Here is a 13,304-nt window from a genome sequence, read left to right as displayed (position 1 = left end):
GGACTAGAATTAAAAGCGTCAGAGTCGACCGCACCGGCCGCCCCAACCCGAAAGGCACGCCATGACCACCTCACCCGAAAGCTCCGCCGCCGAGAGCGCTACTTCCGCAAAGCCCGCCGCGAAATCCGCTCAGCTGCGAGGCCGCACCGAACCGCACATGCAAAGCATCAACATGCCGCAGCGCGAACCCATCGACCCCTACGAACGGCCCTCCTACCCCTTCTTCTACGTGCCCACCGACCTGCTCATCGGCGGCACCTGGGTCACCGGCGACAACGGCTCCTTCCCCGTGCACAACCCCTCCTGCGGCCAAATCCTCGCGCACGTCGCCGACGCCAGCGTCGAACAGGGCATCGAAGCACTCGACGCCGCCTGCGACGCCCGCACCTCATGGGCGGCAACCAGCGCCCGCGAACGCGCCGACATCCTCAACCGCGCCTACACGCTCATGACGCAGCGCACCGAAGTCATCGCCCGGCTCATGACTCTCGAAATGGGCAAGCCCCTCGACCAGTCCCGCGGCGAAGTCGCCTACGCGGCAAACTACCTGCGCTGGTACGCCGAAGAAGCCGCCCGCAACTTCGGCCGCACCGCCGTCGCCCCCGAATCCGGGCTGCAGATCACCACCGTACGCCGCCCCGTCGGCCCCTGCCTGCTCATCACCCCCTGGAACTTCCCGCTCGCCATGGCGGCACGCAAGGTCGCCCCAGCGCTCGCGGCGGGCTGCACCGCGGTGCTCAAGCCCGCCTCCCTGACTCCGCTCAGCTCCCTGTACTTCGCGTCCCTGATGCGTGAGGCGGGCCTGCCGGACGGCGTGCTGAACGTGGTGACTACCTCCCGTACCGGCGAGGTTGTCTCCGCGCTGATGGCTGATGAGCGCCTGAGGAAGGTATCGTTCACCGGCTCCACCGCCGTGGGCCGCACCCTGCTCGCGCAGGCCTCGCAGAATGTTCTGCACACCTCCATGGAGCTGGGCGGCAACGCACCGTTCATCGTCTTTGAGGACGCGGATATTCCCGCCGCCGTGGAGGGTGCCTACGCAGCGAAGATGAGGAACATGGGCGAGGCGTGCACCGCCGCCAACCGATTCATCGTGCACGAGGACATTGCCGAAGAGTTCACCCGCGCCTTCGTGGAGCGCATGGAGGCGACCGTTGTGGGTGACGGAACCGTCGACGGAACCGAATGTGGGCCGCTAATTCAACCTTCAGCGGTTGAATCCATACTTTTTATGGTCGAAGACGCCCTGGGTAAGGGCGCGCTCCTCGCCTGCGGCGGGTACATTCCCGAGCTTGAGGAGAACGTTCCGAGCGATACCGGCGGCATGCCCAAGAACCTGAACAAGGGCAACTTCGTGACCCCCACCGTGCTGACCGGCGTGACTGATTCGATGCGCGTGTGGCGTGAAGAAATTTTCGGCCCCGTCGCCCCGATTGCCACGTTCAGCGGCTACGGTGAGGAGGGTGAACGCACCGCCCTGAAGCTCGCCAACGACACCGAGTACGGCCTGGCAGCGTACGTGTACACGAGCAACCACCCGCGCTTTACGCGCATGGCTGCGGGTCTGGAGTTCGGCCTGATCGGCTACAACTCCGGCGTTATCTCGAACGCGGCAGCCCCCTTTGGCGGTGTGAAGCAGTCCGGTATGGGTCGTGAGGGCGGCCCCGAGGGTCTGGAGGAGTACACCGAGCTGCAGTACATCGGCGCGCCGAACCCGTTCGCCGGATAAGCCTGCTTGTCGGATAAGGTTGAAATATCGGTTACGGTGAACCCTGGATACGCCGAACCCTGAATACAGCGAAGCCCCGGCGGGTACCCGAGAAGGTGCCCGTCGGGGCTTCACGCTGTCTACATTATGCGCGGGTGCTAGAGCTGAAACAGACCGCGCAGCTCGCGGCTGAAAGCATCCGCGGGACCCTTGCCGCACGAGTTGGGGCGCGGCTCAAGGGCGACCCGCTCGAAGAAGGCGACCCAGGTGCGTCCGTCGGTGTGGGAGGTGAGTGCCGCCTCCATGGTGGGGTTTTCGGCGGTATCTACCGCGGGGTCGATGCTCGCTTCGAGGAGTGTACTCAGTGCCTCCGCTACCGATGTTTCACGTGAAACCAAACCTCCAGAGGTTACTTCTTCACCCTTTTTCTCCAATTCGAGGCGTACGGCAACCTCCGCCGCCTGCTCCACCGGAGTATCCGTGCTGCGGCCTCGCAGACCGTGCAGTGATGGAATGGAACGACCCGCCAGCGACAGGTACGCAGCCAGCGCCGAAGGCTCCGAGAGGCGACCGTAGGTGTAGCCGGTGGGCAGCATAATGCCGACCGGGGCAAAGCGGTGGCCGCCCGTATGCGAGCACTCCCAGACCGCATTACCCGGCAGGATATCCGCCAGGTGCGCCGCAATGGGGCGACCGCGCAGGGCACAGCAGCGGTCACGCTTGGAGTGGGTGCATACGAGAATGGCGGGGGAATCCATGAGCTCCGCGCCGGTCGCCTGAATCAACTCCTGGGGGTTGCCCAGGGGTAGTTCGAGGAGCTGTTCGGGGGTGCTCACGCTGAACGAGTAGAGCTTCTCCTCACCCGGGGTGCAGAGCGCGTAGAGTACCCGGTGGGTCGGGTCGCCGGATGCATCCGGCGCGCCGTGCAGTACACGCCCTGCCCTGCCCACCTGGCGGATCAGCAGGAACTTCAAACCCGCCTGCGAGACTGCCTCGCCCAACGCCTCCGAAAGTTCCTCACCGAGGGCGGAGCCGTCCAGCACGTCGCGACCCCACTGGCCCACGTGCTCGAGCGCCAGCCAGGCGGTGGCGCGTCCGGCGGTGCCGCCGAGCGCCTCGTCGTCGTAGAGGGAGCAGGAGTCTGCCGGGATGCTCGTGGCGCGGGTGCGTGAAGAGAGCTCATCGGCGTGTGCGGCACGCAGGTTGTTCAGCTCGGCGGGGTTGGTGGCGCGCGGCTCGGGGGTTGCGGGGGTGCAGGATTCAGTCATGGTTTCTCGATTCTACGCCTGCAGGATGTGAATGACCTATGTTGCCCCTGCACGGTCTAAATGCTGAAAAACAACCGATCAAGGGTGATTTTTAGGGGCTATCGGGCGGTCAACTACTCAGGAAGGAGCGCCAAAGCGACGCGGTAGAGGCGGTCCTTTTCCTCGGGGGCGCCGAAGAAGGAGCGGAGCATGTACCCCTGGAAGACCATCATGAAGGCGTCTGCGGTGTCGCGGGTGTAGTCGGTAATGAGCGCCTCCTGTTCGGGGGTGCGCTGCGCCGGATCGGGGTTGATTTCGTGTAGAACGCTGAGCTGTTCGGCTGCCCAGGGGGTGAGGGTCTTTACGATGATGCCCTGCAATAGAGGCATGGTGTCTGCGGTTGCCCTGGCGATTTCGGGTGCGTGGAGCGATTTGGCGCGGATGCGCAGCATGGCGGAGAAATTGTCGTTTACCAGCTGGTTCGTGTGGATGGTTTCGAGAATATCCTGGGGGCCTGCGCCTTCGGGGAGTGTTTCGTAGAGCTCCTTGACGTTGTTGAGGCGCTCGTTGATGGCGGTGATGAGGATGTCTTCTTTGCCGGAGAAGTGCGAGTAGATGGACCCGGAGGACAGTCCGGAGGCTTTGATGATGTCGCTCATGGAGGTGTTGGTGTAGCCCTTTTCGAGGAAGCAGCTAATGGCGGCTTCGATGATTTGGGCTCGGCGTGCGGCTTTGGTGGCGTCTGTTAGTCGGGGCATGGTTCCAGTCTAGGGGGTGGGGCTAAAGAACGCGTAAACACAACACTGATTCTTTTTGTGACTTTACAAACAAAATAGCTATTTTGTTTGCACTCGGTAAAAATCGAGAGTAGAGTTCTGACTCGTAAACGAAATAAGCATTTTGTTTGGAGATTGTCATGAACAACGAAACCGCCACCGCAGTCACCGCAGAAGCAGTGACCGCCGCAGCCACCCAAGCTGCCGCATCCCAGAAGATCGCGGCAAAGAGCATTGCAGAAACAAGCACGCAAGAAACCACCGACCGTTCCTCCTGGCTCAAGGTCATCACCACCTCCGTACTATCATCCTTGGTGGTAGCACTCATCGTCCTAGCTTTCACCTGGCCCACCAAGACCATGGAAGCAAAGAACCTGCCCGTCTCTATCGCAGGCCCCGAGGTGACCGTCAGTCAGTTTGAACAGTCCCTCAAAGACCAAGGTATTGAAACCTTCGACTTGAAGCAGGCATCCTCCCGCAAAGAGGCTGAACAGCAAATCAAGCAGCGCGAAACCTACGGCGCAATTATCTTCACCGAAGGCGCTGCTCCCGAGGTGCTGACCGCCCCCGCCGCCAACACCGCAGCAACCCAGATACTCAACGGTGTTGCCACCCAGCTGAACGCGCAGATTCAGCAGAAGGCACTCGCCGCTAAGACGGAAGCCCTCACCCAGGCGGTGCAGGCGGGAGGCGAGCAGGGTGCGCAGGCTGCCGCCCAGCTGGAGCAGATGAAGGTGCAGGCCGAGCAGGCATCCGCAATGGAGGTGAAGACCACCGCAGTGGTACCCCTGAGCGAGAATGACTCCTCCGGTACCGGTCTGGCTATTGCCGCATTCCCCCTGGTCATGGGCGGAACCATCGGTGGCATGCTCTCCTTGACCCTGATTAACGGCACCTGGCGCCGCTTCGCCACCGCAACCCTGTACTCTGTCATTGCCGGTGCACTGACCGCCCTGATTCTGAGCACCTGGTTCGGTTTCATTCCCGGTGACTTCGCAACCCTGTGGGCTGCGTTCGCCGCAACCTACCTGGCTACCGCGTCCTTCATGATCGGTATGGGCGCCCTGCTGGTTCCCTCCGCTGGCCTGGGTCTGAGCGCCGTGGTGACCATGTTCATTGGTAACCCGATTTCGGGTGCGACCATGCCGAGCGTGTTCCTGCCCGGTGCGTGGGGTCAGATTGGTCAGATGTTGGTGCCGGGTGCTTCCTCGACTCTGCTGCGTTCGATTGCGTACTTCCCGGAGGTTGCAACGAGCGACCAGTGGCTGGTGCTCTGTTCCTGGATTGCGTTTGGTCTGCTCGCCGGCGTGATCGGCTGGGCGCTGAAGGAGCGCCGCCCCGCAACGGTGGAGGCATAACCGCCGCGGGCTAGACCGCCGGTACAACGTAAGAAGGGTGTGTGCCGTGTTCACTGAACACGGCACACACCCTTTCGGCATACCGACTATTACCGGCTGTTATGCGCTGTTACTGGTTGTCGAGAACGTACTGCTTGAACTGCTCGTCCCGGCGCTTGAATTCTTTGAGCTCATTCTCCAGGGCCGCCTGGTTCTTGGCGACGAGCGGCTTCTGGTACTGTGCCTCCAGGTCGTAGAGCTTCTGCGAACGGCCTACATCCTGATTGCACTGCGCCTGGATGGTGGCGATTCGAATTTCCTCTTCTGAGGGGGTGGTGCTCTGAGGAATGTTCTTTTCTTCCTTGACGGTCATCTCACTATCGGGGGTGAGGCCCTTGTCCTTGACGCATCGCTTCCATTCGTCGTCGAGGGATTTTTTGAGCTGTTGATCCCCTGCGGCATTTCGGGCATCGGTTTCCAAACGCCTATACGTGGCGGAGCCGAATGGTATCTCTCCAATTTGCTTCATCTCATCGCTGGCGCGCTGATAGCATTCGGTGCTGACATCCTTCCCAGGGTCGGATGAGGGCGCAGGGGCGGAGAGGTCCAGCGTATTCGATTCATTGGGCTCGTGGAGGCCGTATTTTTGGGCGCGCTCAACGTTCCAGATTCCGTAGGTCCTACCGAAGTTCCTGCCGGATCCCTCGGTGCGGACGAACATCTCATAGTGCTGCCCGTGTTCGGCAAAGCACTTTTTACGGGCCAGCTCAAGGGCTTTGGTGAAGTATTCGTCCTTGCCGGTGGTGTCGTATGCATCCAGGGGTAGGATCACCTGGTCATTTTCTACGTCGAAAATAGCGCGGGCGCTTTCATCCTTCTCCAATGTGGGACCAAAAGAGCAAGAGGACAGCACAGTGCTGATGAGGGCAGCCGCCAGGAGCTTTTTCAAAGCTGACATGGTGTATATCCAATCTGTTACGGGGAGCCCGTGGCGTCGCGGCCACACCCCCCCCGTAGACCACGCGAACTAGGTGGCCTTGAGAACACTTCTTGAGAAGGTGACTTAACAATACCCCTAGTGGATGCAGGTTTGCGCTCAACAGCCTGGTGCGTGCAATAGAAAATTTTCTGCCGCATGGCAGGTTCGGTGCCGGTTGCGGATTTGCCCGGTGAGATTACGGTGAGATTGCGCAGGATAGGTGGGCGCACCTGATTTGGTGCCCCGCCCGCCTCGCGCCACAATGAACACATGACCGCAGAAGACACCACCACACTAACCAGCGCCAGGCTCGACCTCTGGCTCTGGTCAGTGCGCATCTTTAAAACCCGCTCCCTCGCCGCCGACGAATGCAAAGGCGGCCACGTGCGCGTCAACGACGCCCCCGCCAAACCCTCCCAAAAACTCAAAAAAGGAGACGTGGTGCGCGTGCGCTACCCCGGCTGGGAACGCGTCTTCAAAGTTGAAAAACTCCTCGTCAAACGGGTAGGCGCACCCATCGCCGTCACCTGCTACGAAGACCTCTCGGGCCCGCGCCCCGCCTACCTTTCCATGCCTCCGGTCGCTAAACGCGAACGAGGCAGCGGCCGCCCCACCAAGAAGGAACGCCGTGCCCTCGACGAACTGCGCGGCCGAGGCGCCTAAAGCGCATCTCGCAGAGTGCACCCCACCCCGCGCGCAGGCACCCGCGGCGGCGGCGGGGAGTAGCCTAGAAGGATGAGCACACAGAAGCACCCTATTGCTGAACCCGGTAGCACTGCACCCGGCGCGCCCGCGAAGAATACCGCGACGGTAGCGAGCCCCGCCGCGAATACCGCCGCGGGCCCCAGTGCCAACGCCGCTGCGAACACCGCCGAGCCTTCGCTGAACCGGCGCATCCTCGTCCTCGCCGTACCCGCCTTCGGCGCGCTCATCGCCGAACCCATCTTTGTGCTCACCGACTCCGCCCTCATCGGCCAACTCGGCAAGGCAGAACTCGCCGGCATGAGCATCGCCGCCACGCTCGTCACCACGGTCGTGGGCCTCATGAACTTCCTCGCTTACTCCGTCACGCCCGCCGTGGCGCGCGCCTTCGGCGAGAAGAACCTGCGCCGCGCCTGGCAGATCGGTGTGGACGGCGTGTGGGTCGCCTTCGGCCTCGGCATGCTCCTCATGATCGCCGGATACGCCTTCGCAGACCCGCTGCTGCGTGGCCTCGGCGCGACCGACGAAACCATGAGCTACGCCCTCGACTACCTGCACCACTCGCTCTGGGGCATTCCGCCGATGATGATTATCCTCGCGCAGGTCGGCACGCTCCGTGGGCTGCAAGACACCGTCACCCCGCTCAAAGTCGCCACGGTCGGCACGCTCGTGAACATTGTGCTGAACTGGCTGCTCATCTACCCGGTCGGCTGGGGTGTCGCCGGTTCGGCGACCGGCACCTCCCTCACCCAGTGGGGCATGGCTGCCGCTCTCGGCGCGGTCATGATGCGCGGCACCCGCGAGCACGCCGTCCGCTGGGCACCCGACGTTGCCGGCATGCGTTCGGTGCTTTCGCTCGGCTCCTGGCTCATGCTGCGCACCCTGTCCATGCGCATCGCCTCCCTGCTGACCGTGTTCGTCGTGGCACGATTCGGCACCGAACACACCGCCGCCTACCAGCTCGGCATGGGCGTATTTAACCTCTTCCTCTACGCCCTGGACTCCCTCGCCATCGCCGCGCAGGCGCTACTCGGCAAGGAGCTCGGCGAACGCGACCTGAACGTAGAATCCGAACGTGCGAAGGTGCGCCAGCTGAAAAACCGGCTGCTCCGCATGAGCCTCATCTACGGCGTCATCACCGGCCTGATCTGCCCGCTCATTGGCTTCTTTGGCTCCTGGATTTTCACGCAGGACGCGCAGGTGGCGTTCCTCTTCACCATCGCCACCGTCATCATTGCCCTCGGCCAGCCCATCGCCGCGTACGTGTTCACCCTGGACGGCATCCTCATGGGCGCGCAGGACGTGAAATACCTGGCAATCGGCTGCTTCATCATGCTCGTCATGTACGTGCCCGTCATGCTCGGCCTGCACTGGGCGGTCGGCAACGGCACCATGGACGCGCTCGCCGGGTATTGCGGCTTGTGGGCGGCGTATATTCTGTACTTCCAAGGAATCCGCGCGGTCATTTTCGGCCGCCGCGCCCGCTCGGATGTGTGGATGAAAGCCGGTGCCTAAACCCCTCCCTAAACCCCTCGAGCCTGATTGCTTCGCGCATACGTGCTCTGGGCGTAATGGCTCACAATTAGACCGCCCGCACCCTCCGCAGGTGTAGCATGACAGGATATTGAAACCCTCATGCAAAGGATGAAACCGTGACCGTAACCCGCGAAGAAGCCCTCGAAATTTTCGCCCGCCGCCGCGCAACCCGTGCCTACGACCCCGACCGCCGCGTCAGCGACGAAGACTTCGCCGCAATCCTCGAATTTGCGCGCCTGTCGCCCAGCTCCGTCGGCACCGAACCGTGGAAGTTCCTGGTCATCCAGGACCCCGAACTGCGCGAAAAGCTCAAGCCGATCGCCTGGGGCATGGCGGGCGCCCTCGACGCCGCAAGCCACCTGGTCGTGCTGCTGGCGAAGAAGGGCCTGCGCTACGACACCCCGTGGATGCGCCGCACCCTCGAAGGCCGCAACCTCACCGAGGAGCAGATGCAGGCTGCACTCGAACGCTACGGCAACTTCCAGAAGAACGACATGAAGATCCTGGAAAGCGACCGTGCGCTCTTCGACTGGGCGTCCAAGCAGACCTACATTGCCCTGGGCAACATGATGACCGGCGCCGCAATGCTCGGTATCGACTCCTGCCCCATCGAGGGCATGAACTACGAAGCAGTGAACGAGCTGCTCGCCTCCGCTGGCCTGTTCGACCCGGAGGAATACGGCGTGTCTGTGGCCGTGACCTTCGGTTACCGTGCCCGTGAGATTGCGCCGAAGAGCCGCCGTTCCATCGAGGACCTGGTCACCTGGGCGTAAGGTTCTTGCCGGGTTGTCGGCGAGGTTTTCTTGCCGGGTTTTAGGCTCGGGCTGTTGAGCTCGGGCTTTCGGGCGGGGCGTTTGAGCTAGGCGTTCGCGCTAGACGCTCGCGCCAGGTGTTCAAGCCGCCGCCCGTGAAAACTGAATATAAAGAAATGCACCGCCTTTACACGGGCGGTGCATTTCTTTATATCTTTTACCGCGTGAAATGCGCGGTGAGATATGCTTTTGAAATTTTCGTTTGAAATCGCGCGAGGCAATTCATTCTGTATAACGGCGGGGCGCTACTTCCTAAACGCCGTCAGACGCATAGAATTCAGCACCACAAATACCGAACTAAACGCCATTGCCGCAGCCGCAATCATCGGGTTCAGCAGGCCCGCCACGGCAACCGGAATAGCCGCCGAATTGTAGGCGAACGCCCAGAACAGGTTCGACTTAATGGTGCGCAGCGTAGCGCGGGAGAGACGCAGTGCCGTGACCACCGAGGCGACATCCGAGCGGGTCAGCACGATATCGGCGGCCTCCGCGGCAACGTCCGTGCCCGAACCCATCGCGATACCCAGCTCAGCAAGAGCCAGCGCCGGGGCGTCATTCACGCCATCGCCGACCATCGCCACGCGGTGACCGGCAGCCTGCAACTTCTCAATCACCTGCGACTTACCCTCCGGGGTCACGCCGGCATACACGTTCTCAGCCGAAATACCGACCTTCGAGGCGACCGCCTGCGCAACCTGCGGGGCGTCACCGGTGAGCAGGATCGGCTCCAGGCCGAGCTCACGCAGCTGCGCCATGGTTTCTGCCGCCTCCGGCTTGGGGGTGTCGGCAACCGAAATCATGCCGACCGGCTGCAGAGCGGAGGTGCTGCTCGGGGCCTCATCGGGGGCCTCGCCGCGGGCGACAACCACCGTTGTCAGACCCGCCCGGCGAGCCTGATCCAGCAGGGCCAACTGGGCCTCGCTCAGCTGCGCACCGGCTGCCTGCAGGTACTCGGGGGTGCCCACCAGAACCAGCTGGGGGGTGCCGCTCTCGGCACCGTCACCCGAGCCGCTCAGCACGCCGCGTACGCCTCCGGGAACACCCTCAAAGCCGCTCACGCTCGGCGCCGAAGCGCCCTCCGCCAGCACGCCCTGCTCACGGGCAAAACCGGCAATCGCGCGGGCAATCGGGTGCTCACTCAGCGCCTCCACGGCGGCGGCATCACGCAGAACAGACAGGGAACGATCGTTCTTGGAATCTGTGGATTCCGGTGAAATACCGGCCAGGTTACCCGCCGACTCGTAGTCACCGAAGGTGCCGTAGAACGCCACGGACATCTCACCAGTCGTCACCGTACCGGTCTTATCCAGCACCACGCGATCAACCGTGCTCGTCGCCTCCAGCACCTGCGCATTACGAATCAAAATGCCCAACTGCCAGCCGCGACCCGTACCCGCCAGCAACGCCGTCGGAGTAGCCAAACCCAGGGCGCACGGGCACGCCACCACCAGTACCGTCACCGCCGCATTAAACGCCGCCGCACCGTCACCGGAAATCAGCCACCAACCGACCAGGGTCAGCGCCGAAATCGTCAAAACCACCGGCACGAACACCGCAGAAACACGGTCCGCCAGGCGAGCAATCGGAGCCTTCGTCTCCTGCGCGCTCGCCACCAGCTCACCCATCTTCGCCAGGGTTGTCTCAGCGCCCACGCGGGTTGCACGCACCGTCAACGCACCAGACGTATTCACCGTCGCACCCGTGACCGTATCGCCCGGATGCACCTCAACCGGCACAGACTCACCCGTCAACAGGGACGCATCCACCGCCGATGAACCCTCAACCACCACGCCGTCCGTGGCAATCTTCTCACCCGGGCGCACCAGGAACAGATCATCCGGCATGAGGTCCTCCACCGGAACCTGCACCTGCTTCGTCACACCCTGCTTATCGGTGCGCAGCAGAGTCGCCTCCTTCGCGCCCATACTCAGCAGGGTGCGCAGCGCCTCCGACGAACGGTGGCGAGTGCGGTGCTCAATCGCGCGACCAATCAGCAAGAACAGCGTCACCATGGACGCCGAATCGAAGTACAGCGGCGCATGGTTGCCGGTAAACATCGACCAGAAACTACCGCCCGCATGATGCACATGCGCCGTCAACGCCGGGTTCATGAGCAGCTGCGCCAGCGAATAGAAATACGCCAACACCACGCCGAGAGACACCAGCGTATCCATCGTGGACGAGCCATGACGCGCATTAATAAGCGCCGCCCGATGGAACGGCGCAGCACACCAAAACGCAACCGGCGCCGTCAGAACCGCCACAACCCAACCCCAATTCGGGAACTGGAACGACGGGAACATCGAAATCAAGAAAATCGGCACACCTAAAATCGCCGCATAAATAATGCGGTCAGTGAAGCCGCCATTCATGCTCGGAGTGCTGTGATGGTTGCCGCCGCCGGATGCGCTCGCATCTGTTCCAGCGCCCGCGCGCGGCCCGTTCTTGAGGTGCGCCGTGTAGCCGGCATTGTTGATGGTCTCAACGATCTGCTCGTCGCTCACACTCTCGGGCACGATGACGCGCGCCGACTCCAGCGGCAGGTTCACCGCCGGGTCAACGCCGGGGATTTTGCGGAGCTTACGCTCCACACGACCCACGCAGGATGCACAGGTCATACCCTGAATATCCACGTGGATGATTCGGGTTGACTCCGTTGATTTTACGGTCGTTCCAGTGGAATTAAAAAGAGAACGCTCACTCTGTGATGAGGGCTCACGGGTGGTTGGTGAAGGCTGTGTAGAAGACACAATACTTCCTCAAAACTCAAAAACGGGAGGGTAGAAAAAGGTACACCAAGCCGGGGGAGGGACCCCGAAGGACCCCGCCCCGGACGGTGTATGGTGCAGTATCAGGACGCGGCGTCGAGCGCGCGCGGGCGAAAGCTGCGGGTAAAACCGCGAGGCTGTAAACGCGGCGGCGAGAGTAAAGCTGCGGCGGCTCAGTGGTCGCCGGGTAGCCCATCCGGCCTGCTCGTATGCGGACGAATACCGGTCACCTTCGCGCCGCGATCAGACACACCGTAGGCACGCTTCACGGCAGCCCGCGGGAACGGCGAAGCGTTCGCCTTCTCACGCGCCTTCACGCCCTGCTCGTGCTCGGCGGAACGCTTATTCGCGCTCGTGCCGCTACGTCGCGCCGCACCGGGCGCATCCTCACGCGCCGTGTATTCGGGGCTCTGCTTCACCCACGAATCGACCAGCGCCGCATCCAGATTCATCTGCCTGGCCACGCGGGTGATCGCGTCGCGCAGGTGCATGTTTTCGGCGCCGACAAGGGTGCGGACCGCGCCAACAACCATCGCAATGTACTGCGGAGGGTAAGCCATGATGACTCCTAATCGAGCCGGCTGCCGCGCTAGACGGCGGGGGTGAAGCCAGCCTCTACGATAGCGTCTGCAACAGCCTGGGTGTTGAGGGTGCCCTCGTGCTCAATGGTCACGGTGGAGACGCCGTCCTTGACGACGTCCACGGTCACGCCGGTCACGCCGGGAACTTCGCTGACCTCTTCGCTGACGCTCATAGCGCAGTGGTTGCAGGTCAGGCCGGTTGCCTTAACGGTGGTGGTGCTCATGATGATTTCCTTTCGGTAATGGGTTGAAAACTTGGGGCCGCCCGGTGTTTAGGGGCAGCGTGTTTAGCTGCGCATGAGGCGGGAGATTGCGGCGGTTGCCTCTTTGACCTTGGCCTCTGCGATGGTCGGGTCGCCGGTGCGTTCGGATTCGATGGCGGCGCCGGTCACGCAGTGGCCGATGTGCTCTTCGAGCAGGTTCAGGGAGACGGCGTGGAGCGCCTTGGAGACCGCGGCAACCTGGGTGAGGATGTCGATGCAGTACTTGTCTTCATCGACCATGCGGGCGATGCCGCGGACCTGCCCTTCGATGCGGCGCAGGCGCTTGAGGTGCGCCTCTTTATTGGAGGCGTAACCGTGCTGGGTTTCGGGCGCCTCGCCGCTGCAGCATGCGCCGGTGTGCGCTTCGGACTGTTCCTTGGCGGGTGCGTCGGATGCGGTGCTGACCTGGTCGGATGTGCTGTGGCAGCACTGGTTGCTAGTGGTTTCCATGACTCCAGTATATACCCTAGGGGGGTATACTGCAAGGGGGTGTTACGGGTTGTTACGCGGTGAGGGTGCAGGGGCTTGTCGATAGGGGGATTCTTCGATAGGTTACGGCCCTTTCGATAGGTTAGTGTCTTCACTGCGGGTTAAA

12 protein-coding genes are annotated in these 13,304 nt (G+C 62.5%); 5 read left to right on the top strand and 7 right to left on the bottom strand.

Features of this window, described 5'->3' with window-relative positions:
- Window positions 1-61 precede the first annotated feature (61 nt).
- Window positions 62-1,729, top strand: coding sequence for an NAD-dependent succinate-semialdehyde dehydrogenase (locus HMPREF2836_RS08500; RefSeq protein ID WP_070630089.1), 1,668 nt, complete (start codon window positions 62-64; stop codon window positions 1,727-1,729).
- Between the two features lie 137 nt (window positions 1,730-1,866).
- Here HMPREF2836_RS08500 and HMPREF2836_RS08495 read toward each other — a convergent pair whose 3' ends face one another.
- Together HMPREF2836_RS08495 and HMPREF2836_RS08490 are read right to left on the bottom strand one after the other, a co-directional pair.
- The gene (locus HMPREF2836_RS08495) at window positions 1,867-2,976 is read right to left on the bottom strand and encodes a sucrase ferredoxin (protein ID WP_070630088.1); all 1,110 of its coding nucleotides are present in this window, start codon (window positions 2,974-2,976) and stop codon (window positions 1,867-1,869) included.
- Window positions 2,977-3,089: 113 nt separating this feature from the next.
- Complete coding sequence (locus HMPREF2836_RS08490) at window positions 3,090-3,713, bottom strand: TetR/AcrR family transcriptional regulator (protein WP_070630087.1); 624 nt, start codon at window positions 3,711-3,713, stop codon at window positions 3,090-3,092.
- A 158-nt stretch (window positions 3,714-3,871) separates the two neighbouring features.
- Between HMPREF2836_RS08490 and HMPREF2836_RS08485 the strand changes: the two genes are divergently transcribed.
- Window positions 3,872-5,089: an ABC transporter permease gene (locus HMPREF2836_RS08485; RefSeq protein WP_246822852.1), complete on the top strand. Its 1,218-nt coding sequence runs from the start codon at window positions 3,872-3,874 to the stop codon at window positions 5,087-5,089.
- 109 nt (window positions 5,090-5,198) lie between these two features.
- Here HMPREF2836_RS08485 and HMPREF2836_RS08480 read toward each other — a convergent pair whose 3' ends face one another.
- Entirely contained in the window at window positions 5,199-6,026 is an 828-nt protein-coding gene (locus tag HMPREF2836_RS08480; protein WP_070630085.1) for a UDP pyrophosphate synthase, read from the bottom strand.
- 291 nt (window positions 6,027-6,317) lie between these two features.
- Between HMPREF2836_RS08480 and HMPREF2836_RS09165 the strand changes: the two genes are divergently transcribed.
- From HMPREF2836_RS09165 to HMPREF2836_RS08465, 3 genes are all read left to right on the top strand, one after another.
- Complete coding sequence (locus tag HMPREF2836_RS09165; protein ID WP_070633606.1) at window positions 6,318-6,710, top strand: RNA-binding S4 domain-containing protein; 393 nt, start codon at window positions 6,318-6,320, stop codon at window positions 6,708-6,710.
- Between the two features lie 72 nt (window positions 6,711-6,782).
- Complete coding sequence (locus HMPREF2836_RS08470; RefSeq protein WP_083309188.1) at window positions 6,783-8,264, top strand: MATE family efflux transporter; 1,482 nt, start codon at window positions 6,783-6,785, stop codon at window positions 8,262-8,264.
- Window positions 8,265-8,401: 137 nt separating this feature from the next.
- Window positions 8,402-9,058: an NAD(P)H-dependent oxidoreductase gene (locus HMPREF2836_RS08465; RefSeq protein WP_070630084.1), complete on the top strand. Its 657-nt coding sequence runs from the start codon at window positions 8,402-8,404 to the stop codon at window positions 9,056-9,058.
- 284 nt (window positions 9,059-9,342) lie between these two features.
- On the opposite strand, the gene HMPREF2836_RS08460 is transcribed toward HMPREF2836_RS08465, so the two are convergent.
- From HMPREF2836_RS08460 to HMPREF2836_RS09490, 4 genes are all read right to left on the bottom strand, one after another.
- Entirely contained in the window at window positions 9,343-11,730 is a 2,388-nt protein-coding gene (locus HMPREF2836_RS08460) for a heavy metal translocating P-type ATPase (RefSeq protein ID WP_256388396.1), read from the bottom strand.
- Window positions 11,731-12,038: 308 nt separating this feature from the next.
- The gene (locus HMPREF2836_RS08455) at window positions 12,039-12,425 is read right to left on the bottom strand and encodes a hypothetical protein (protein ID WP_005507683.1); all 387 of its coding nucleotides are present in this window, start codon (window positions 12,423-12,425) and stop codon (window positions 12,039-12,041) included.
- A 29-nt stretch (window positions 12,426-12,454) separates the two neighbouring features.
- Window positions 12,455-12,670, bottom strand: a complete 216-nt coding sequence (locus tag HMPREF2836_RS08450) for a heavy-metal-associated domain-containing protein (RefSeq protein ID WP_044150011.1) — start codon at window positions 12,668-12,670, stop codon at window positions 12,455-12,457.
- 63 nt (window positions 12,671-12,733) lie between these two features.
- On the bottom strand, window positions 12,734-13,159 hold the full coding sequence (locus HMPREF2836_RS09490; protein WP_070630082.1) for a metal-sensitive transcriptional regulator: 426 nt from the start codon (window positions 13,157-13,159) through the stop codon (window positions 12,734-12,736).
- Between the last annotated feature and the right edge of the window lie 145 nt (window positions 13,160-13,304).

Source organism: Rothia sp. HMSC065C12 (assembly GCF_001812085.1).
Lineage (GTDB): Bacteria > Actinomycetota > Actinomycetes > Actinomycetales > Micrococcaceae > Rothia > Rothia mucilaginosa.
This window is presented reverse-complemented; position numbering and strand designations above follow the sequence as displayed.